The sequence below is a fragment of the Flavilitoribacter nigricans DSM 23189 = NBRC 102662 genome (assembly GCF_002646595.1).
GTDB classification, from domain to species: Bacteria; Bacteroidota; Bacteroidia; order Chitinophagales; family Saprospiraceae; genus Flavilitoribacter; species Flavilitoribacter nigricans.
On record NZ_PDUD01000009.1, the window covers coordinates 185,953 to 208,424 of the forward strand.

Consider the following 22,472-nt stretch of genomic DNA (forward strand, 5'->3'; position numbering starts at 1 on the left):
TTTGCGCCGGATTTTTTCAAACGATAACTACGAGCATGGATTTTTTGGAAGAACTGAAGTGGCGTGGCATGTTGCACGATGCCACTCCCGGAGTTGAAGAAGTACTGGATAATGGATCGATCACCGGCTACATCGGATTCGATCCGACGGCCCCTTCTCTAACCATTGGTAATTACGTTCAGATCATGTTGCTGACGTTGTTCCAGCGCGCCGGTCATCAACCTATCGCCCTGGTGGGCGGGGCCACGGGCCGGATCGGTGATCCTTCCTTCAAGGATAAGGAGAGACCGCTCAAATCGCACGAGGAACTGGAGCAAAACCTGGCTAAAGTAAAGGAACAACTGGAGAAATACGTTGGTACTCCCGACGGTGAGCACGAGGTGATCATGGTGAATAACCACGATTTTTACCGAAATATGAACGTTCTCGATTTCCTCCGGGATGTGGGTAAAACCCTGACGGTCAACTATATGATGTCGAAGGATTCGGTCAAGAACCGTCTGGAGACCGGTCTTTCTTTCACCGAATTCAGCTACCAGATCCTGCAGGGATACGACTTCCAGTGCCTGTTCGAGCAAAATAACTGCCTCCTGCAGATGGGAGGATCGGATCAGTGGGGCAACATCACCTCGGGTACCGAATTCGTTCGGCGTAACCTGGGTGGTAAAGCCTACGCGATCACCACTCCCCTGCTGACCAAGGCCGACGGCACCAAATTCGGTAAGTCGGAAGCCGGCAATATCTGGTTGGATCCGGAGATGACCTCTCCCTACGAATTCTACCAGTTCTGGATCAATGCCGCCGATGCTGATATACCCAAGTTCATCCGTTACTTCACCCTGAAATCCAAAGAGGAAGTCGAAGCAATGGAAGCCGAACACGCGAATAATCCCCGGGAACTCAAACGGCTGCTGGCCGAAGAACTGACCATTCGTCTCCACGGAGAAGAGCAATACGAAGCCGTAAAAAAGGTCTCCAACCTCTTGTTTAACACCCGCGCCAAGCAGGATGACCTGCACGCACTGGACGCCAAAAGTCTGGCCACCGTGGCCCAGGAAATCCCCAGCTTCCAGGTGGAGGCTGCGTTGTTGCAGCAAGGGGTGAACATTGTGGATCTGCTGGCTGAGCACACGGAGATCGTCAGTTCCAAAGGTGATGCCCGGAGGGCCATTAAAGGTCAGGCCGTGTCGGTTAACAAGGAAAAGATCACCGACCATGAGACCGTAGTCGGTATGGATGCACTGCTCCACGATAAATACGTGATGGTGGAGAACGGTAAGAAGAATAAATACATGATCGTGACTGTCTAAAATCACGATCTCGTTAATAAGAATATAAGTCGTTCTGAATTTTTTCAGGACTCAAAAATGACCTCGTAGAGGTTAAACATTCGTAGAAAAATAGCCGAAATGCTGGTCTCGACCTCAGCGAGGTCGCACAACATGGAGCATGTGGTAAATGTGCGACCTCGCTGAGGTCGGAAAACGCTTATCCAGCCTAAATTCTACGAATATTTGACCTCTCTGAGGTCATACACCGCCCTTTATAAAATTTGGGGTGATTCATGTTCCTTTTGCGCCGCAGCGGATACTGCCATTACGGCTAATTCACCTTGCGCAATTCACCATTCTGTTCGATCACGATGAAAGCCGTATTAAAACCGGCTGCCCGGGCCTGCGCCAATGCCTGCTGCGCCTGCTGCAGGGATTGCAGTCCACCAATAAATTTCACCGTAAGGTTGCCTTTGATCCGCTCTTCGATGGTACCCAGTCCCGCAATCGGCGATGGATCGAAATAAGCCGGATTCCGGTAGGCGGCCAATTGCACTTTATAAGCACCGCCGCGGGCCGTTTCCTCGATCGGATAAGTTGGCTGACCGGGAGAATCCGGTGCCGCACTGCTGCCCAGCAGCGCGCCTTCTTCTTTGACCAGAAACGCATCGCGGTAGCCGGAATTGCGGATCGCATTCATCGCATTGATCGCTTCCTGGCGGGTTTCGAAGATACCGACGCGGATCTTGTACTTGCCATTCTCTTCCGTAGAATATACTTCCCCAAAACTGTTCAGCGAAGCGTACTGGGCCATATTGGCCTGATTAACGGCCGCCACCTGTACCGAAAATCCGTCCTGAGGCACAGACTTAGGCTGTACGGTCGGATTGTTGGGTACCGTATTGGGAACCGATGGCGTGGAGGGCCCCACCTGCGTTGCCGGCAGCATCGAGATCACGCCGAGTATGGACCGATCCAGTCCGTCGCGGGTATCCACCGTAAAGTTGACCTCCCGGAAACCGGGAGCAGAATAACGCAAAATATAGCTGGAATACGGGCTCAGTGCCAGGAAATAATCCCCGTTGAGATCGGTACGGGTTTCCGTGGTATTACCGGTAGAACGGTTCGTGGCCGTTACTACTACGTTTTCCAGAGGAGTACGGGACGTATAGTTAACGATCCGCCCGGCGTAGGCTTCGCCCAGCCGGCTGAGGGTCACATCGTATTCCCGGTTTTGATTCGTACCGCTGGTTGATACATCCACCGTGGTGGTCAGGTAACCTTCTTTGGTGATCACCAGTCGGCAATTCAGGCCCTGTACCGCCTGGAAGGTGTAAACCCCGGTCGGATCGGTCTGGTAAATCCCTTCACCACAGTTGGAGAAGTCCACTACCGCGTTGGGAATAGGCGTACCGTCCACAGAGTTTCTCACCCGCAGGACGATATTGTCCGCCGCGCGGCTGACATTGTAAAGGTCTTCATTGCCTCTGCCACCGGCCCGGTTGGAAGCCAGATAACCGACGTTCCGGAAGGGATCGTAAATGAAACCGAAGTCATCGCGCGGGGAGTTTACCGCATTACCCAGGTGGTAGATACGCGACCAGCGATTGTCACTGCCTCTTTCACCGCGGAAGATATCGAAGCCGCCCATCCCCTGGTGCCAGTTGGAAGAGAAGAACAACATGGTTCCGTCGAAGTAAGGCGTTATTTCATCTCCCGGGGAGTTGATCACCGCACCGAGGTTCTCCGGCGTACTCCAGGAGTCAGCCGTCCGGTAAGAGACATAAATATCAAAGCCACCGTAACTGTCCGAGCGGTTCGAGGCGAAATACAGCGCCGTACCGTCCGGAGAAAAAGAAGGGAATCCGTTGGAGAAATCGGATCCGTTATGCGGGAAGGGTTTGACATCCACCCAATCTCCACTCTGGTTGACCGTAGCGAGATAAATACTGGTTTCGATGCCGGCTTCCGGGATCATCCGGGTGCCGTCCACAAAATTGTTCCGGGTAAAGGCCACACTGCGGCCGTCACTGCTGTAGGTAACCGGGCCTTCGTTGAATTCCTGAGCCGATGCGTTGGACCGCAGGAATATCGGTGATTCCAGGTAGCCCCGACTGCCGATACTGGCCGAAAATAACTGGTTGCCCTGCTTTCCGTCAAAAGATCCCGGGCTCTGAATGTCCGTCCGGGAAGACGAGAAAACGACTCGCTGGTTGCCCAGAAATGCCGGGCCGAATTCGGCCGCAGAGGTATTGACAAATTCATTGGTTACGGTGTAGGAAGAAGCCATGTTCATCTGTTGGGCGGCAAAATCACAGCTCTGCGCGTAGTGATTACCGGTCATGGCATCTGCGTCCCGCGCGTACAGAAGGAACCACTGTTTGGCTTCATCGTAGCGCGCCAGGCCCTTCAGGGTCTTGGCGTACTGTAGGACATATTCTTTATCGGCGTCCCGGTTACGGACGACCTGTGCGTAGTACTGGGCGGCATCTTCCAGTTGGTTGAGCATCCGGTAGCTATCGGCGAGTTTTCCGAGGGCTTCGGCTTCATCCGGTCGTCTTTCCAGGGCCGCGAGATATTCCGGGATCGCAACATTATAAGCGTGAATTTCATAGGCTTTGTTAGCACGTTTCATCCGGGTTCTGAAGGACTGGGCAGGAAGGGATGCAATGCCTACCAGTAACAATAACAGGGTTAAGAGGAGTTTTTTCGTTATCTGCATCATTTGCTGACTTGTGGTGATAAAGATAGTGCAGTCCGCTAGCTCATTCCATGGGAAAAGATCCTAGACTACGCCTTGTAATTTTCTGTAGAAAGCTAAAGCTCGTAGATTGAAACGACAATAAGGTGTTTTTCATTTCAATGCTTCCGGTAAATGTAGGAAAAGTTGAAACTTATAACAAGTTATTTGCTAAAGCGATATCGATGATCTGATCCGGCGGAGGGGCAATAACGGCAGGCCCGGAAGCAAGCGTGATCCGGCCAGAGGATGGCAATTGGGGCGGGCGAGAACGCAAAATGCCGGTCAGGGCCGGTGTAAAACCGACCGGATAAACTGGCCCCGGAGCGGAGTTATATCCCCGGCTCCGGGTTGCAGTTGTTGTATCTTACCTTAAGATTCCCCCATAAAAGGATAGCGATAATCTCTCGGTGGAACGAAATTCTCTTTGATCAGTCGCGGAGAGACCCAGCGGTACAGGTTGAGTACCGAGCCCGCCTTGTCGTTCGTACCCGAAGCCCGGGCACCGCCGAAAGGTTGCTGGCCGACCACCGCACCGGTCGGCTTATCGTTGATGTAGTAATTGCCCGCTGCGTGGCGCAATTTTTCGTTGGCCAGCAGGGTTGCAGCCCGGTCCTGGGAGAAGATCGCCCCCGTCAGTGCGTAGGGAGAAGTTTCGTCCACCAGTTCCAGCGTTTGCTCGTACTGATCATCCGGGTAAACGTGGATCGTCAGCACGGGACCAAAGATCTCCTCGCACATCGTCCGGTATTTCGGGTCTTTGGCAACCAGTATGGTCGGTTCAATGAAGTAGCCTTTGGATTTATCGTAGTTACCGCCGACCAGGACCTCTACCCCATCGTCTTTTTTAGCCTGAGCGATGAAACCGGAGATCTTGTCGAACGCCCGTTCGTCGATCACGGCGTTTACGAAATTGGTAAAATCTTCCGGATCTCCCATTTTGACGCTCGCCATTTCTTTGGTCAGCATCTTTTTCAGTTCCGGCCACATGCTTTCCGGAATATAGGCCCGGGAAGCGGCTGAGCATTTCTGCCCCTGGTATTCAAAAGCACCGCGGATGAGCGCGGTCCCGACTTCCTGGGCCCGGGCGCTGGGGTGCGCCACCACGAAGTCTTTACCACCGGTCTCGCCTACGATCCGGGGGTAAGAACGGTACTTGCTGATGTTCTTACCGATGGTTTGCCAGAGCGTCTGGAAGACCTTGGTACTACCGGTGAAGTGCAGCCCGGCAAAATCTTTATGATTGAAAATGATATCTCCGGCCATCGGGCCGTCTACGTAGATCAGGTTGATCACTCCGGCGGGCAGTCCCGCGGCCTCGAAGATCTCCATGATCACGGCGGCAGAGTAGATCTGGGTTTCGGCCGGTTTCCAGACCACCGTGTTACCCATCAGGGCCGGTGCGGCCGGGAGGTTACCGGCAATCGAGGTGAAGTTGAAAGGTGTGATGGCAAAAATGAAGCCCTCCAGTGCCCGGTATTCGACGCGATTCCAGATCCCCGGAGCACTTTCCGGCTGCTGGGCGTAGATATCGGCCATGTACTCCGCATTGAAACGGAAGAAATCACACAGTTCTGCTACACAGTCAATCTCCGCCTGGTAAGCGTTTTTGGACTGGCCGAGCATGGTAGCCGCATTCATTTTGGCGCGGTACGGTCCCGCCAGCAGATCCGCTGCCCGCAGAAAGATGGCCGCACGATCTTGCCAGGGCATATTTTCCCAGTCCGCTTTGGCGGCCAGGGCCGCGTCGATAGCCTGGTGAACGTGGGCACTGGTTCCTTTATGGAAATGTCCCAGAATGTGTTGGTGGTCGTGGGGAGGTGAAACGGGTACTTTATCGCCCGTGGTCACCGTTTTTCCTCCGATGTGCATCGGAAGATCGATCGCTTTGGATCTCAGCTCTTTTAGCGCAGCTTTTAGTTCCTTTTTCTCAGCGCTGCCCGGCGCGTAACTCAACACGGGCTCGTTTTTGGCCTTAGGTAAGTCAAAAAATGCGTTAGCCATATCAGCTTATGGTTTTATTTAGTAAATCCGGGGTTTTCCCGGACGTAAAAAGCCACCGGCCCGAAGCCGATGTTCATTGAGCCGCAAAATTACGTATTATGTTAAGGAATGAGAAATGCGCATTGAGAAATGCGGGTCGAAGCCGGAGAAATAGCATAGGAAGGGACCGGCTTCCCGGTCCGACCGTGGGAAGTAGCGGTTAAGGCTCCGGTAATTCCCTCATTTTCGATCAGAGCGTTTCAAAAAATCCGGTCTTTTTGTTCTTCCGTACCTGATCCCAGGGCCAATAACGACCGTTCATGACAATATATATGCCCGGCGGCAGAACCTGAACGAAAGACAAGGCGCTCCCAAGATTGAAGAAACCGTCCGAAGAAGTACCGAAGGCATAGGGGATCATGGCTCCGGTGAGTACGATCGTTTTGTTCTCCAGGCCCGGAGCTTCCGATAGGTAACCACCAGTCTCCACCATGGTATCCGTACCGTGGGTGACCAGGATCTGATCCGTTTTGGCGCGAAAACAGTTGTGAGCGATGATCTGGCGATCCGCATCGGTCATTTCCAGACTGTCGATCATCATGAGGGTCTTTACATCGATGGGTAAGGTACAGCGGCCCCGTTCGAACATCCGGGGCAGGTGGGTATCCTGAAAAAACAGCTTACCGTCTATATAGTTGTATTCTTTATCAAAGGTTCCTCCGGTAACAAAAACTTGGATCATGGAAAGTGGTGATTTTGTGGCAGTGATTATTTGATCGCCTTCCCGTTGCGGGCAAAATTTACCGCAAAGGAACAAAGTCCGGAATGGGCCGCGAAGTTTTTCGATAAAAACTTCGCGGCCTGCACTTCCGACCAGCCCGGACGGCGCGGGATCAGTTCTTTAGAACCACTCTTAAATCCCCACTGTTCAGTACGGTGTAAACCGGCCGAGGCTAGATCACCGCAGCAAAAATTTATTCCACCGCAAATTCAGCCGCTTCGAGGCCGGTGTTTACCTCCAGAGACTGTACTTCCATAGTCAGCGGGAACGGCATCATGCCGCTTACGGTAGTTTTGAAGGGGAATTTGATCCCGTCTACCTCGCGGTAATCATCGTAGTCATTCACTACGTTCTGGCCGCCGTTTGCCACCACACTGCGGATCTTCAAACCATTGGAGATGTCGAAATATTCGGTCGACTTGTTACCCGTCGGAGAGATCATTTCCACGGCGTAAGCCTTTTTACCTTCCAGCATTTCCAGTCCTTTCAGTTCCATTTGGTAACCCAGTTCTTCCAGACGGGTTTCCGGGAAAAGGGTGGCCTGGATCTTCATTTCCGCCAGTGCGGCTTCGTCCAGCGGTACGGCCTGGCCCTGTTGTACGGCTTTTCCCTGCTGTCCGTCGTATTTCTGGCTCATGAGCGTCATTCCGCTGACCGTCATCTCCATGGCCATCATATCCGGCGCTTTGCGTTTGATCACCGTTTCGAGGTTTTGCCCCTGGATGGAAGCGCTCATTTGCATGGTCATATCCTTGATCGTTTGCAGCTTATCGGCTCCGCCGATGGCCGCTACGTAGTTGTCGATCACGTCCTGGGCACTCATGTCCTCGGGCAGTCCCATCTCTTCCATTTCTACTTTCTGACCGTAGGCATCGTAGAAATTAACTTCCCCATCGCTGTCGAAGCGCGCCAGTTTATCGGCAACTTCCCCTTTATTACCGACCACCAGAATATGGGCGTTCTCCGGATGGATGAACTGCCGGGCGGCCTCCGTAACGTCTTCCTTGGTCACTTTGGAAAGTTTTTCCAGGTAGGTAGCGTAGTAATTTTCCGGCAGATCGTAACGCACGGTATTCAGGGCAAAACGGGCTACCGTCTGGGGCTGTTCCAGGTTGCGGGCAAAACTACCGGCCAGGATACTTTTAGCCTGTTGGAGTTCTTTATCCGATACCGGTTCGCTCCGGATCTTTTCGATCTCCTTCATGAATTGCAGGATGGCACTATCGGTCACTTCGTTGCGGACACTGGCACTGGCGTTGAAATTACCCACGTACTTATCCGGGCTGGTCTGGGAACCCGCACCGTAGGTGTAGGCCTTGTCTTCCCGCAGATTGAGGTTGAGCCGGCCCGAGAAACCACCACCCAGGATGGTATTCATCACACTGGTAGCGATCGCCTCGTCATCTCCCAATGAGAAATCGATGGGATAAGTGATCGTGATTACGGACTGGACCGCACCGGCCTTATCTACAAAATCGACCTGGGTGGAAGCCGGGCGCTCCGGCATGGGATATTCACTTTCCATTACTTTTTCCCCGTTCCAGGAACTGAAATACTTTTTGGCCATATTTTCGGCGTCCCGGGCCGTAATATCCCCAACTACTACAAAGTAGGCCCGGGAAGGCACGAAGTACTTATTGTAAAAAGCCTTGGCATCCTCCAGCGTGATATTGTTGACCGTTTCTTCGGTGGTCAGTTCACCGTAAGGATGTTCGCTGCCGTAGCGCAGTACCCGGGCGACATTCGCGGCGATCGAATTCGGATCGGCCTTGCTCTGGGCCAGAGCCGACAGCGTTTGTTTTTTAATTTTTTCGAATTCATCTTCCGGGAAGGAAGGGTTCAATACCACATCGGCCAGGACCTCCATCAGTTTGTCCTTGTGCTTGGTCAGGGATGCGCCACTCACCGCACTGGCTCCGGTATTCAGGGAAGCACCGATGAAATCGATGGCTTCATCGATCTCCGCTTTTTTGCGGGTGGTGGTCCCCTTGCTGATCAGATCTCCGGCGATATCCGCCGCACCGGCCATGTCACCTTCGGCGATCAGGGGCAGATCAAAGAACAACTGAAAACTTACCCGCGGAAGCTTGTGGTTTTCTACCACAATACCGGTAAGACCGTTCTTGAGGGTAAAAGTTTCGTAATCCCCGATCTCAATTTTTGGGGCCGGGCCGGGCTTGGGAGCCGAATTGCGAAAATCCTGCGCCTGGATACCGCTCCAACCCAAAACCAGGAAAAAGAATAATATATAGGATCTAAAGTTCATGATTTTTTTTTTGAAAATTGAACATCTGAAAATTTCCTCGCACTCCATTGCGCTGTTCGCACAGCCGGGTACTTAGGGCTGCGTCGGTTTCGGCAAATAGTGCAAACTTACCCGGTTGTTCTTATTCAGGTATTTGCGGGCCGCTTCGCGGATATCTTCGCGCGTTACCTTGAGGTAGCGATCCAGTTCGGTATTGATCAGGTTGGCGTCACCGAAGTACATCTTGTAGTTGGCGAGGCTTTCCGCAATACCGAAAACGGTTGAGTTAGCCGTGATAAAATCGTTTTCCACCTTGTTCCGCAGTTTTTGGAATTCCTTTTCGGAGATCAGGTCTTTCTGTACTCTTTCGATCTCGGCATTGATCGCACTTTCCAGTTCCTGCACATCTACCCCCATATTGGCGATACCAAAATTGAGCGTAAGTCCGGGATCTTCGGTAGAGATCGGGAAGTTGCCGGCGGCCAGCGCTTTCTGCTGTTCATCCACCAATGCGCGGTACAAACGGGAGCTCTGTCCGTCGGAAAGCAGGGTACCCAGCATACTCACCGCATAGAAATCCTCGGTTCCCTGGGCGGGAATGCGGTAAGCCTGGATAACGGCCGGCAGTTGAATGTTATCGTAGACAGTATCTTTGATCTCGGCGGTAAGCGGCGGTTCCTTTACCTCCGGGCGATAGATCGGATTGGTGCCTTTGGGGATCCCACCAAAGTACTTTTCGATCGCTTTTTTGGTCTTGTCGAAATCGATATCCCCGGCGATGGAAAGAATGGCATTATTGGGCACGTAAAAGGTCTCGTAAAAGGACACGTAGTCTTCTTCGGTCGCTGCGTTCAGGTGATCCATAGAACCGATCACCGGCCATTGGTACGGATGTTCTTGGTAAGCCCGGCCGAAGATCTCTTCCAAAATAGAACCATAAGGTTGGTTTTCAACGCGTTGGCGTCTTTCTTCCTTAACCACTTCGCGTTGGGTCTCGATCCCCACTTCTTCTACTTTGGCGTGTAACATCCGCTCGGATTCCAACCACAATCCCAGGTCTAACTGGTTGGACGGCAATACTTCGTAGTAAAAGGTACGGTCCCAACTGGTGTTGGCGTTCAGGGTACCTCCGGCATTGGTTACGTATTTGTCAAACTCGCCCCGTTCGATATTTTCGGAGCCTTCAAATAACAGGTGTTCGAAAAAATGCGCAAACCCGGTACGGTCCGGCTTTTCGTTTTTCGAACCGACGTGGTACATCACACTCACGGCAACAATGGGGGTAGATTTGTCTTGATGAAGGATGACTTGTAAGCCGTTGTCTAACTGATACTCTTCGAATTCAATTTGGTTCATCTGGGCTTGCCCAACGGTGAGCAGCAAGCTGGCACAAAGTGAGAGCCATAGTTTCAATTGCATAGATTTGGTTTTTATACTGTAAAATTCGGCGGCAATTTCAGCATAAAAAACCAGAAAGCGTGAATAGTTCAGTTGAACGGCAAGAATTTATAGACAAAACGAAAGGAGGGCGACAGGATTCGACAAATTGTGACAATGGCAGGTGGGACCGGGCATCCGGCCATGGTCAATGGTCGAGCGCCGGGTCCCGCATACCGTAAACAGTCTCCTAGACTACCTTGTCCGCGCAGGAAGAGCTGGCGAAGGCATCCGGTTTGGCTTTGAACACAAAGCCCATCCCGAGGATATACCCCATGGCCTCCTTGAGCGCCAGGTTGGACTGGAAATGTGGGTCGGTATTGATATCAGCGTGTACCTCCAATTCTACATTGTAGGCATCGAGCAAGTCGCAAAGGCTGTAAGCAACTTCCACCGAGCGGGCCACCTCGGAGATCATTCGCTCCCGGATGGACATCTTCTGGCTGGTTTTGGAATTGCTGATGAACATAAAGCCACCTTTCTTTTCCCGGAGGAAAACGATAACAGTAGCAAATTCGATGACACCCCCTCTCACCTGGGAGTCAGAACCAATGCACACTTTAAGCTTGTGACCGAGGTCGGTTTCGCGCACAATGGCTGCTTCAACAGCCTCTTTGATCGGGAGAGCGATGCGCTGACCATTTAGTCTTCTCCATTTCATGGTAATCATGCAGTTTTGCTTAAAGATAAAAAAATCCACTGCCAAAGCATTGCTGCTTTGGAACATTTAAGCCATAATTAAAATTTGGTTAACAGATTGGTTAACATCGAAATGTTTGCTTAAAGTTCCAAAATGCCGATAAAAAAATCAGGAAATATTTTCCGGCGGGAAAGCCCGGTTTTATTCCGCAAAGCGACCCTTACCGCACGCGCCGGGCATTCCTGATCTCAGACCTATTTCCGGTTTTCTGGTTTAATTTTTTACATTTGTAATCGAAACATGGTTCCCGGTTTCACTATGAACGAAACTCATTTTACCCAAACAAACACAGAGTCCTCCGCAACTTATGAGTGATTTTCAGGAAAGAGTAAAGTCCCTCTTACCAGATTCTATTGCAATTGTCGGCGTCCCCTTCGACGATAATTCTTCCTATCTGAAAGGAGCGGCCGCCGGCCCCAGTGCCATCCGTGCCGCCTACCATTCCGAATCCACCAATTACTACGCCGAAGACGGCACTAATCTGTTGGAAGCACCGGTTTCCGAATTGGGAGATATGCCCGTTTCCGAATATTTCGATATTCAGCAACACACCGAGACGATTCTGGCCAGGGGCGGTATGATGATCGCCCTCGGAGGCGATCACTCCATTACCTATCCACTGATCAAAGGTCATTCCCGCTATTACGACTGGCTGACCATTCTGCAAATTGACGCCCACGGGGACCTCTACGATAATTTTGAAGGCAATCCCTACTCCCACGCCTCTCCTTTTGCTCGGATTATGGAGGAAGGACTGGCCAAAAGGCTGATCCAGGTCGGCAACCGCACCCTGACCAATCACCAGCGGGATCAGGCCAAAAGGTTTGGTGTGGATATCATTGAAATGAAGGACTGGCGCCCCGGAAAAAAACTTCCACTGGAAGGACCGCTTTATCTTTCCGTAGATCTGGATGTGCTGGATCCGGCCTTCGCTCCCGGGGTCAGTCACTACGAGCCGGGCGGCATGAGCGTCCGCGATCTCATCGGGATCATCAGCCAGATCAACGTCCCGCTGATCGGCGCGGATATCGTGGAATACAACCCCAGCCGGGACCTTAATGATATGACGGCCATGGTCGGTGCCCGCCTCTGTAAAGAAATAATCGCCAAGATCCTGAAAGGCTGATTTTTCATCTTACCTTTGTCCGATGATCATGGTAAAGGAACTCTTCGTTTACGGTACTTTGATGCAGGATACCGACTCGGCCATGGCGCGTTTCCTGCACGCCCGGGCCACTTCCCGGGGGATAGCCTACCTTCCGGGCCGCCTCTACGATCTGGGCAGTTATCCAGGCGCCGTTTTTGATCTGAATGAATCCGGCACCATTACCGGCCAGATCTATTCCCTCCGCGATCCGGAAGCGATCTTCCCCATCCTGGATGAATACGAAGGGGTTTCCGAACACCCCGCCGAACCCGAAGAATATATCCGGGAACTGGTACCGGCATCCCTGGACGGCGAAACCGTTCCCTGCTGGATCTATCGCTACAATTTCGACACCACTCCCCTGCCCCTGATCCCCAGTGGAAACTATCTGACCTATTACGCCAAAAAACTGACGCACCGGCAGTTTATTGAGAAAGGTCGCTAGGGCCGCGGGAATGGGAAGTTTTTTGGAAATTGTGGCCAATCCCGTGCATTCATCGTATCTTATTCCCGGGCTGCGGCCCGATTTGAATCGTTTGCTTATTGCCATCGCCGTTTATGAAATATACGCTTAACTTACTGCTGCTGTCTGCCTTTTCCCTGCTGTTTACCTGCAACCCTCCGGAAGGACAGGAAGAACAACAACACGCATACACCAATCAACTGATCCATACCAACAGCCCGTATCTGCTGCAACACGCCCACAACCCGGTCAACTGGTACCCCTGGGGAGAGGAGGCGCTCGAAAAAGCGGCCAGCGAGGATAAAATGCTACTCATCAGCGTGGGCTATGCGGCCTGCCACTGGTGCCACGTTATGGAGCACGAATCCTTCGAAGATACCACGGTGGCGCGCATCATGAACGAACATTTCGTAAGTATTAAAGTGGACCGGGAGGAACGACCGGATATCGATGCCATTTACATGACGGCCTGTCAAATGGCCTCCAACGGAAGTTGCGGCTGGCCCCTGAATGCTTTTGCCCTGCCGGACGGCCGACCGGTGTGGGCGGGTACCTACTTCCCCAGGAAACAGTGGGTGGAGATACTGGAGTATTTCGTAAAACTACGGGAAGATTCGCCCGAAAAACTGAATGGCTACGCCGATCAGCTCACCGAAGGCCTCCGGGCGCTGGAAGAGATCGATCCGGTAAAAACGGATAGTAATTTTCCGGCGGAGGCCGCAGCCGCGCCCGTTGCCCAGTTTCTGGAAAACTTTGACCAGAAACACGGCGGCCGTACCGGTATCCAGAAATTCCCGATGCCCAATAACTACGAATGGTTGCTGCAGTACGCGGTAAGGACCGGCGATCCGGATGCACTCGCGGCGGTCCGCCTGACGCTGGATAAAATGGGCGGCGGCGGCATCTACGACCAACTGGGTGGCGGATTTGCCCGCTACGCGACCGATGCCAAATGGCAGGTGCCCCATTTTGAAAAGATGCTTTACGATAATGCCCAGCTCGTCAGCTTGTACGCCAAGGCTTACCAGGCCACCGGCAGCCGTTTTTACCGTACCATTCTCGAAGAAACCCTCAGCTTTATCGAACGGGAACTGACCGATCCCAGCGGTGGATTTTATTCTTCTCTGGATGCGGATAGCGAGGGCGAGGAAGGGAAGTTTTACGTCTGGAGCCAGTCGGAGATCGATTCCCTGCTCAGTCCCGAGGAGGCCAGTCTTATCAGTACTTATTACCACACCAGCAAAAGGGGTAACTGGGAGGAAGGCAAGAACATCCTGCGCACGACCGATTCACTCTCGGTCGTAGCCCGGAAAATGGGGCTTTCGGAAACAGTAGCCGGGGAGCGCCTGGCAGCTGCCGAAGCAAAATTACTGGATGCCCGGTCCGGCCGCGTTCGCCCCGGACTGGACGACAAGATCCTCACCGGTTGGAACGCCCTTATGCTGATCGGTTTAACCGATGCCTACCGGGCCGTCGGAACGGAGGCATACCGCAGCGCAGCCATCAAAAATGGAAACTTCCTGGCCGAAAATATGATGCAGGAGGACGGGCGACTCGATCGCAATTACAAGGACGGCAACACCGCTATCAATGCCTTCCTGGACGACTACGCCCTGACCATCCAGGCTTTCCTCAAGCTGTACGAGATCACTTTCGACGAGCAGTGGCTGGAAAAGGCTACCCGGCTGGCCGATTATAGTATCTCGCATTTCCGGGACGAAACCTCGGGCTTTTTCTTTTACACTTCCGATCTGGACCCACCGCTACTGGTGCGCAAGATCCAACTGGAAGACAATGTCATCCCTTCCTCCAATTCCATCATGGCCAGGGCTTTGCTCCAGCTGGGACACTATTATTACGAGCCACCCTACCGGGAGATTGCCCGAAATATGATGAACGGTATGCGTCCGAATGCGCTGGAAGGTGAGCAGGCCAGCTATTATTCCAACTGGAACCAGTTGTACCTGGAACTCTCCAGTCCGATCTACGAAGTAGCTATTGTCGGTCCGGATCACGATGCGCTGCGCCGGTCGATGCAGACAGAATTCCACCCGGAGGCTATCTACCTGGGCGGAGCTACCGAAGGAGAACTCGATTTGCTGGAAGGTAAACTAAGCGATGGGGAAACCTTTATCTACGTATGCCTCAACAAGGTGTGTAAGTTGCCGGTACAGGATGCCGGATCGGCCCGGGAGTTGTTGGCTCAGTAGATTACGTCTCCAGTATGTAATGATACTTTTTCCGGAACCGCTTCAATCCTGCAGGTCTCGATGCTACCAAAAAAAGCCCATCTCCGGAGAGACGGGCTTTGTCTTATCGTAAAACCTTATTTGTTTCCATAAGGAACGTGTTATTAACGCCGGAACATGGTGATTTTATTTTATGTTTCCGACAAAAAAGAGCGCTCCGACGGTGCCGGATACGCTCCAATCAAACACTAACAAATATTCTTACAGGTAATTTTTATCAGATGGTGTAGGTGAACAAAGATCATAAATTTTATTTAATAATATATCATTTAGCGATCTAAATTCAGCGCTGATCCGCATAAATCCGCCATTTTCCGGTGGTTTAGCGTCCGGCCGGGCCTAAAACAGCGATTGCAGCGCCACTCCGTCCGGAGCATGACGCTGCAATCGCAATGTGTAAGTCTGAATACCGCTACTGGCGGGTAGCCTGTATCCGGCGCAGGAACAGGTTAGCCGATCCGGGCTCTACCGCCTGGATCTCGTAAGTTTCTCCGTCATCCATTTTCTGGATCAGATCTTTCGCTTTTAGCTTATCGAAAGCTTCCATGAAACTGGGGTTGTTGGAGGTGATACTCAGAATGCCCTGCTTAAACCCGAAGAAGTAGAATAACTCACTCGGTGATTTAATGTAGATATACAAACGATCGTCTTCATTGGACGGCATTTTGAACTCGACGTGGCAGGTAAGCATTTTGTTGATCGGTTCCCCGGCCACGCTCACGATACCGTTCTTATCTTCCGTCGTCACGAATGACTGGTAATCTGCATCCCACTTCATTTTCAACCGGCTGAACAACACCGTATAGGGATTATACTTGGGCTGAATATCCAGGAAACCGGACGTCAAACCTTCCAGTGACTGCTGGATCTCCTTGGTTGTCGGCGGGAACAGTTCCCGGGCCGATTTTTTGTAGAAATTGATATCGTTCAGCAGCGTTATGGTCGGCGCGTCGAAACTGGATGATTTAATGTCATTGAGCATGATCTTCAGGAGGTTTTCCGGAACGATCAGCTGAATGCCCGTCATCAGGTCCGCCGTGAAGGGTATATCCACCACCTTGGGCCCGCCGAGTATACTATCGACCTTATCCTCGGCCTCATCCTCTTCCAGGAGCATCATCATATTGGGATCGGGCTCCGTCTCTTCGGTTCCCTCTTCTTCGTTTTCCAGATCTTCGGAAGGAGGCAGTTCGTCCTCTACTTCGGAAGGTGGCGGGAAAGCCGTTTTGGCTACACCGGCCGCATCTACTTTAATATATTTCAGACCGGAGCCGATATTGAATTTACCTTCAGCTTCCACACTACCGTCCACGTTTTTGAAAATGAACTGGTTGCCGGTCAGCTCATCCCGCAGTACTTTGAGCGAGTCTCCGAAGATGAACTGGTCCTTGCCCTGATTGTATTTGAAGTATCCTTTTGCATCAAAGATCGGGCGATCCTTCCGAAAGTGCAGAGGAGCCATTACCCGGGGATAGATCCGCGAGTTTTCTTTACTCAGGAAAAGTCCGGTTTGAAGCGGCTCTCCGTCAAAACTCTTCGGCGTATCGTAGCGGATCGCAAGGTCTTTTTTATCCCCTTCACTACTGATGGTGAACCAGTACGGGCGAGGGAGTTTGTCGGCATCCAAACGGGCAAAACCGTCAAATTGCAGGTTCTTTTCTTCTGCGTTCAATGTGATCCGTCCCTGGAACTGGGTCTTGTGATCCACGTAGAAATCCGATTCGGACTTCACTTCGCCAACCGCACGGGTAACGGTCTTTTTATCACTGTAATTTCCTTTTCCGACCGGCTGACCAACGATATCCTGGAGTTTGATCTCCTGTTTCCGGTCACCGATATTGTATTCGTAGAAGCCGGAAGCGCGGTAATTTCTCCGCCCCAGGATCTCAACGGTCGCCCGGTTGATCACGTGGTATTTGTTCGTGGTATCGGCTACGATCCGGGCCTGCTCCAGTTTGGTCATTACCCCACCCTTCTGGATCTCTACCAGACCGCTGTCCGGATAAATGAAGGCATCCGCCGAAACGATATTCGGTACCCCTTCAATATTCAGCTGACTGGTCTTAAGGTCGTAAAAAGCATTCTGCCCTTTGAAATTCAGCGAATCCTGATCCGGGTGGATCGACGTAAAGATCCCGTATTTACCGGGATCGGCCTTGAAGTCGATCGTCTCCTCTTTCATGTCCCACGTAAACTCATTCATCGAAGTGATGTACTGATTGTAGGGCAGCGTCGTCTCCAGGAACTGGTCATTCGCCTTAAAGAGCCCTTTCTGGGCATCGAAATCCACATCGGCGGATACGTTCTCCGTACTCAGGGCCAGCTCTTCCGCATCAAATGCCTTGATACCGATATTGGTGGTATCCGCTTTGGTGGAAAATGCTCCGAAGGAGAATAACTGGCTGTTCAGATAGGCCTTCGACCAATCCAGTTTACCGTCTCCTTTCAAACCATCGGGAGTCAGGATCAGGGTACCGTCGAAAACGTGGTCATCCTGCTGGAACAGTTTGAAGGGGTCTTCCAGCGTACGCACGTACATACTGTCTTTCTGCGGTCGCCAGTTGATCCGTACATCGCTACCCCTTACCTGCGGTACTTCCGAACCGGGCGTCCGGTCCTCTTCCAGGTCAAAACGGTCGGCACCGGCGGTCGCTTCACTCGGTTTGAAAATGATATCTTCCGAGTCAATGGAGGCCTTCAGGTACTGCATATTGCCCCGGCCGTAGAATCCTTTGTTACTCAGATCGAGTTCCCCCGTATACTTCCCTTTCCCGCCGTAGGCGATCTCCCCTTCTTCGGGGGTTTGGGTCTTAAAGCCCAGCGAGTGGTTTTCCCGCAATACCAGTGATTCCTTGAAGTCCGGGAAAATACCACCGGAAGTCAGAGACCCGCGGAATTTAATGTCCTCGGCGGAATAGTCATCCAGGTGGTCAAAACTGAAAGGCTCCAGCTGGAAGTAGAAAGAATCCCGACCGTAGGCACCTTCCTGGATCGTATCCTGATCGTAGTACACGTAGGAAAACTCCTGCGTCTGCAAACTCGGGAACATCTGGATACTATCTTTACCGGATTTGTTGTTGGGTGCATCGATGAGCAGTACTCCGTTCACATGTTCGATCCGGGAGGCGATGGAAGTTGCTTCCCGGTCGCCGTTGGCCATCCGTTCGCCGGTCGGTACGAAAAGGTCAAAATAGCGCACGGAATCCAGGTGCACCTGGAATTTTTCGTAGCTGAACTGAAAGTCCTTACCTTCCATCATACTGTAACCCGCGTATAGCTGTCCGTCGAAACTCAGGTTCCGGTTTCCTTCCATCAGTACCTTTTCCCCCAGTGGTTTAGCCGCAACCCGCTGGGCCGGACTAAACTCGATACTTTTGATCCCGTCAATGGTGATGGTCTCATCCTGCAGGTTCATGACTGCGTTGGTTCCCAGGGTACTGGACCGCATATTCAAACCGTCGTAATCCACCTGGTTACGGGCGGCATCCACGTAGTGGAATACTTTATCTTTTACCTCAATGAGTTGTTTATCGCTATCGTAGTTGATGAATCCGTTGGCTACCAGATCGTACAGGAGGGTCTGGATACTTTCAACCGAATATTTGGAATTGATCCTTCGGGCGATCATATCTGCGTCCAGGAAGTTGGTACCTTCCTTTTCGGCCGTTACTTTCATGATAGCGAGCGGGTTCACCGTGGCAATGTTCTGAAAGCGCTGATAGTTTCGCGGGTGAAAATAACCGAACGATTCGAACACCACATCCCGTTTGGAAGCCTGCTTGATGGTGGGTTTACCAATCACCAGCGAATCACTTTCGAGAAATGCGTTAATCGTTTCGGCGTCGATGTTCACCTGGTTCATGGAGTTGTAGAAGGGGTTCCGGTCACTACCGCGGTCCCCGCGACTCAGCTGGATCTCCCGGTTCTGCACGTCAAAACGGAGGTTGACGGAGGGGTGATACAAAGAGTCATTCTTAAAATACAGGGTAGATTCTACGTGCTCCGCAAGGATCAATTCCTCACTCTTGATGGCGTACTGTTCGGCGCGACCCCGATAGACCAGTTTACCGTTCTTATCGTAGAGCTCCAGGGTAGCGGGATCATCTTTTTCGCCATAGCCGTAGATGGTGGTACCTTTGATCCGGAATCCGCCCCGAAACTCGATACCCGTACCAAAATTGGTCATGGACATCATCCCTTCCCGGGAGTCGAAACGCGGGAAGGATCCCACCGTGGTCTTTTCGTTACCCGTGGACAGTTTGGCGGCATAAGTACCCTTGATCAGTCTATCTCCGAAGAACAGCGGATAGTGCAGCTTGGCACTTTCCACTTCGTAGATACTCCGCCGGGTATCCAGCTGGTAATTATCCAGAATGGAATACACATCGGAATTGTCTTCAAAATTATCCCATTCCGTTTTCCCCCCTTTTCCTTCCCAGAGAAAATCTACCGGGTAGTACACTCCGGAGGTTTTCTGGATGAGAATGGAGTCCTGTTTCCGCTGCCCGAGCAGGTCCGTCTCCGGAAAAACGATGGCGGCCTTGCCGTCCCGGATCTCCAGGTCGTATTTGTCGGAAAGGGCATACCAGGATACCCCGCCGTCGGAAAATCGGAGTGCATTCAGCTCAATGAACTTTTCGGCAAATCCCAGAAATTCCTGGAACGGCCGCTTGTGGCTAACGTCCATTTCGGCGAGCAGCTCGTCAAAGACCTTATGCCATTTGGCGAACAGCTCACTACCGTTCTCCTGGCGCTTGATCAGGATCACAATCTTGAGGTAGTCACGAAAGAAGGGGTTGGCCTGCATCCGGACCGACAACATGGAGTTGGCGGTTTGCAGGATCCGTTTTTCTTCATCTTCGGTAAACATACCGGCTTTAAATACCGATTGGAATTCCCGGTAGTTATCTTCCAGTACCTTTTGTTTACTGGAAGTCATGTAGTTGCCGAGTTCGGCAATGAATTCGTCTTGGTTTTCGGAAAATTTCTCTAGTCGCTGGCCCCAGCCGGAGGTACTGAGCAATACCAGACACATGCTAAGGAGTAGAGGCAATGTCTTCATAGATCCGGTGATTTGAATTTCTTTTACTGATGATCGACCGCAGACCGGTAGACAACAAGCGGTTGGAGGGAAGATGAACAAACCGATTGGCAACCAATGATCACGGGACGATCCGGATTAATAATTGGGTAGTATTAAATATTATATTTTCATATACGTCTCAAGTCGGGAAAAGATTCATCAGTCTTTTCCTAACTCAATTCACGGACAAACTTTAACTAAAATCCATCCGAAAAAATACACCGGGGAGGTTTTTTGACATTTGCCCCGGACGAACCCGCTAAATGATCAGTTTTAGCCTTTTACCAGAACAACTGGAAGCAACACCATTCGTTGCGGTAGTACTTTTCATCTACGGTGAAGCCGGCCTTACGGGCTGCTTCCAATACCATGGGTTCGTCTTGTCGCAAAATGCCGGAAATCAATAATATACCACCCTTATTGAGTTTGTTATGTAACGTGGGAAGGGAGTTTAAAATTACATTTCTATTGATATTGGCGAGAATAAAATCGAATCTATTATCCAGAATGACGTCCAGATTACCATGGAAGACCTGAACGTTGAAAGCATTGTTGATCTGAATGTTCTCCAGGGAGTTTTCGTAAGCGGGCAATTCGATGTCGACTGCATCGATCATGGTCGCGCCCATTTTGGCGGCCAGGATGGCCAGGATACCCGTCCCGCAGCCGTAGTCCAGTACTTTTTTCCGGTTGAGATCATGGTCGCGCATCGCGTTCATCATCATCCAGGTCGTATCGTGATGGCCGGTCCCGAAAGCCATTTTGGGATTGATCACGATCTCGTATTTGACTCCCGGCTGTACCGGGTGGAAATCAGCACGAACGGCGCAAAAAGAATCCAGTACGATGGGATGGAAGTTGGATTCCCAGGTTTCATTCCAATTGACGTAGGGCACTTCCCGAACCGAAAACTCGGCGGCGAACTGCTCCGCAAGTGACTGCACTTCCGAATCGGGCACTCCTTCGCGTTCGGAGGCCGGCACGTAGGCATCGAGCCCTTCTTCCGTCTCCTGAAAAGAGTCGAAAGGCCATTCCGAAAGGAACGCCAGAAGGATATCCCGCTTATCGTCTGCAACCTTAAAGGAGTATTCCCAGTAATTCATCACACAGATTTTTAGTTTCGTTGGGGAAAACGAGCCTGTCCGTTATGCAGGCAGTTTTATTTTTCGGCGGGCCGGATAAGCGGAGTTCCATTGTTTATTCCGCTTACCCGGCACCTGCAATTACTCAAAAGATAAATTTAATACACCTCTCCCCGGCTGGCTTTCAGGGTATTCATCAGCAGGGAAACAACGGTAAGCTGCCCTACCCCACCCGGAACCGGAGTGATCCAGGAGGCTTTGGTAGCCGCGCTGTCAAAGTCGACATCGCCCACCAGACGGTATCCCCGGGGCGCGTCCTCATCATCTACCCGGTTAATGCCCACATCCACGATCACCACGCCTTCTTTCAACATATCCGCAGTAATGAAATTCGGGCGACCGATGGCGGCGATCACGATGTCCGCCCGACGGGTATGTTCCGCCAGATCGCGGGTACGGCTGTGACAGATGGTCACGGTGGCGTTCCCGGGATAGGCCTTCAGCGCCATCAGGATGCCCATCGGCATCCCGACAATGTTACTGCGGCCAACCACCACTACTTCTTTCCCGGCAGTTTCGATCTCATACCGCTTCAGCATCTCCAGAATACCGTTCGGAGTAGCCGGAATGTAGGCCGGCAGGCCCTGGGCCATTCGTCCGAAATTGACCGGGTGGAAACCGTCCACATCCTTTCCGGGTTGAATAGCCAGGGTGACCCGGTTCTCATCGATGTGCTCCGGTAAAGGAAGCTGCACGATAAAACCGTCGATATCTTCATCCTGGTTCAGCTCTTCCACAATGCCCAGCAATTCGTCTTCGGAAACGTCCGCCGGCCGGCGGATCAGGGTCGATTTGAATCCGATCTTTTCACAGGAACGCACCTTGTTGCGTACGTAAACCTGACTGGCGGGATCTTCCCCGACCAGTACGGCTGCCAGGTGTGGGATCTTCCCTCCTTCAGCCTTGATCTCCTCTACCGCTGCGGCCAGTTCCTCGCGTATTTTTGCGGCCAGTATTTTGCCATCCAGTATATTCATGCCCTTGAATATTTTCCGTTTTGATTGAAAGATCACAAAGGTAATCAAAAAGATATTTCCTTTTTTCTATCTTTGTTCCAGTCACGGTAAACTCCTACTCCCAAGTGGCGATTTCCTCTGCTAATTTAATAATGGAGTTGACATCTTATTTGTAAATTCCACAAGTACAAAACATAAAGGTTTTTTCTAAAGCGATCGCAAGATCATACGCAATTGAAAAAACTACTCTCAGTGCCGGATGAATCCTAAAAAAC

General features: G+C 51.7%; 13 protein-coding genes. 4 read left to right on the forward strand and 9 right to left on the reverse strand.

The annotated features are described in order from the left end of the window. The first annotated feature begins 35 nt into the window (after positions 1-35). The gene (gene tyrS / locus CRP01_RS05605; RefSeq protein WP_099149028.1) at positions 36-1,310 is read left to right on the forward strand and encodes a tyrosine--tRNA ligase; all 1,275 of its coding nucleotides are present in this window, start codon (positions 36-38) and stop codon (positions 1,308-1,310) included. Positions 1,311-1,602: 292 nt separating this feature from the next. On the opposite strand, the gene CRP01_RS05610 is transcribed toward tyrS, so the two are convergent. From CRP01_RS05610 to CRP01_RS05635, 6 genes are all read right to left on the reverse strand, one after another. Beyond that, positions 1,603-3,906 (reverse strand): carboxypeptidase regulatory-like domain-containing protein, encoded by a 2,304-nt coding sequence (locus CRP01_RS05610; RefSeq protein ID WP_170110240.1) that lies wholly within the window; start codon positions 3,904-3,906, stop codon positions 1,603-1,605. Between the two features lie 477 nt (positions 3,907-4,383). Next, positions 4,384-6,015: an L-glutamate gamma-semialdehyde dehydrogenase gene (gene pruA / locus CRP01_RS05615; protein ID WP_099149030.1), complete on the reverse strand. Its 1,632-nt coding sequence runs from the start codon at positions 6,013-6,015 to the stop codon at positions 4,384-4,386. 229 nt (positions 6,016-6,244) lie between these two features. Beyond that, positions 6,245-6,736: an asparaginase domain-containing protein gene (locus CRP01_RS05620; RefSeq protein WP_099149031.1), complete on the reverse strand. Its 492-nt coding sequence runs from the start codon at positions 6,734-6,736 to the stop codon at positions 6,245-6,247. Between the two features lie 232 nt (positions 6,737-6,968). Beyond that, positions 6,969-9,041, reverse strand: a complete 2,073-nt coding sequence (locus CRP01_RS05625; protein ID WP_170110241.1) for a M16 family metallopeptidase — start codon at positions 9,039-9,041, stop codon at positions 6,969-6,971. 72 nt (positions 9,042-9,113) lie between these two features. Next, a complete protein-coding gene (locus tag CRP01_RS05630; RefSeq protein WP_099149033.1) occupies positions 9,114-10,439 on the reverse strand; it encodes a M16 family metallopeptidase in 1,326 nt (441 codons plus the stop codon). A gap of 208 nt (positions 10,440-10,647) precedes the next feature. After that, positions 10,648-11,118, reverse strand: coding sequence for a ribonuclease H-like YkuK family protein (locus CRP01_RS05635; protein WP_099149166.1), 471 nt, complete (start codon positions 11,116-11,118; stop codon positions 10,648-10,650). A gap of 346 nt (positions 11,119-11,464) precedes the next feature. On the opposite strand from CRP01_RS05635, the gene speB reads away from it, so the two are divergent. The 3 genes from speB (at position 11,465) to CRP01_RS05650 (ending at position 14,977) form a co-directional block, all read left to right on the forward strand. Then, a complete protein-coding gene (gene speB / locus CRP01_RS05640; RefSeq protein WP_099149034.1) occupies positions 11,465-12,283 on the forward strand; it encodes an agmatinase in 819 nt (272 codons plus the stop codon). Between the two features lie 22 nt (positions 12,284-12,305). Next, positions 12,306-12,749 carry a gamma-glutamylcyclotransferase family protein gene (locus CRP01_RS05645; protein WP_099149035.1) on the forward strand — a complete coding sequence of 148 codons (444 nt, stop codon included), beginning with the start codon at positions 12,306-12,308 and terminating at the stop codon, positions 12,747-12,749. Between the two features lie 113 nt (positions 12,750-12,862). Next, entirely contained in the window at positions 12,863-14,977 is a 2,115-nt protein-coding gene (locus CRP01_RS05650; RefSeq protein WP_099149036.1) for a thioredoxin domain-containing protein, read from the forward strand. A gap of 451 nt (positions 14,978-15,428) precedes the next feature. Here CRP01_RS05650 and CRP01_RS05655 read toward each other — a convergent pair whose 3' ends face one another. From CRP01_RS05655 to folD, 3 genes are all read right to left on the reverse strand, one after another. After that, positions 15,429-20,078 (reverse strand): hypothetical protein, encoded by a 4,650-nt coding sequence (locus CRP01_RS05655; RefSeq protein WP_099149037.1) that lies wholly within the window; start codon positions 20,076-20,078, stop codon positions 15,429-15,431. Positions 20,079-20,380: 302 nt separating this feature from the next. Then, the gene (gene prmA / locus CRP01_RS05660; protein ID WP_099149038.1) at positions 20,381-21,202 is read right to left on the reverse strand and encodes a 50S ribosomal protein L11 methyltransferase; all 822 of its coding nucleotides are present in this window, start codon (positions 21,200-21,202) and stop codon (positions 20,381-20,383) included. A 137-nt stretch (positions 21,203-21,339) separates the two neighbouring features. Next, positions 21,340-22,218 carry a bifunctional methylenetetrahydrofolate dehydrogenase/methenyltetrahydrofolate cyclohydrolase FolD gene (gene folD / locus CRP01_RS05665; protein ID WP_099149167.1) on the reverse strand — a complete coding sequence of 293 codons (879 nt, stop codon included), beginning with the start codon at positions 22,216-22,218 and terminating at the stop codon, positions 21,340-21,342. Positions 22,219-22,472: the final 254 nt, after the last annotated feature.

Coding starts and splice junctions, on each gene's coding strand:
- tyrS (WP_099149028.1), top strand. CDS start 36: ATGGATTTTTTGGAAGAACTGAAGTGGCGTGGCATGTTGCACGATGCC.
- CRP01_RS05625 (WP_170110241.1), bottom strand. CDS start 9,041: ATGAACTTTAGATCCTATATATTATTCTTTTTCCTGGTTTTGGGTTGG.
- CRP01_RS05610 (WP_170110240.1), bottom strand. CDS start 3,906: ATGAAACGTGCTAACAAAGCCTATGAAATTCACGCTTATAATGTTGCG.
- speB (WP_099149034.1), top strand. CDS start 11,465: ATGAGTGATTTTCAGGAAAGAGTAAAGTCCCTCTTACCAGATTCTATT.
- pruA (WP_099149030.1), bottom strand. CDS start 6,015: ATGGCTAACGCATTTTTTGACTTACCTAAGGCCAAAAACGAGCCCGTG.
- CRP01_RS05620 (WP_099149031.1), bottom strand. CDS start 6,736: ATGATCCAAGTTTTTGTTACCGGAGGAACCTTTGATAAAGAATACAAC.
- CRP01_RS05655 (WP_099149037.1), bottom strand. CDS start 20,078: ATGAAGACATTGCCTCTACTCCTTAGCATGTGTCTGGTATTGCTCAGT.
- CRP01_RS05650 (WP_099149036.1), top strand. CDS start 12,863: ATGAAATATACGCTTAACTTACTGCTGCTGTCTGCCTTTTCCCTGCTG.
- CRP01_RS05645 (WP_099149035.1), top strand. CDS start 12,306: ATGATCATGGTAAAGGAACTCTTCGTTTACGGTACTTTGATGCAGGAT.
- folD (WP_099149167.1), bottom strand. CDS start 22,218: ATGAATATACTGGATGGCAAAATACTGGCCGCAAAAATACGCGAGGAA.
- prmA (WP_099149038.1), bottom strand. CDS start 21,202: ATGAATTACTGGGAATACTCCTTTAAGGTTGCAGACGATAAGCGGGAT.
- CRP01_RS05630 (WP_099149033.1), bottom strand. CDS start 10,439: ATGCAATTGAAACTATGGCTCTCACTTTGTGCCAGCTTGCTGCTCACC.
- CRP01_RS05635 (WP_099149166.1), bottom strand. CDS start 11,118: ATGAAATGGAGAAGACTAAATGGTCAGCGCATCGCTCTCCCGATCAAA.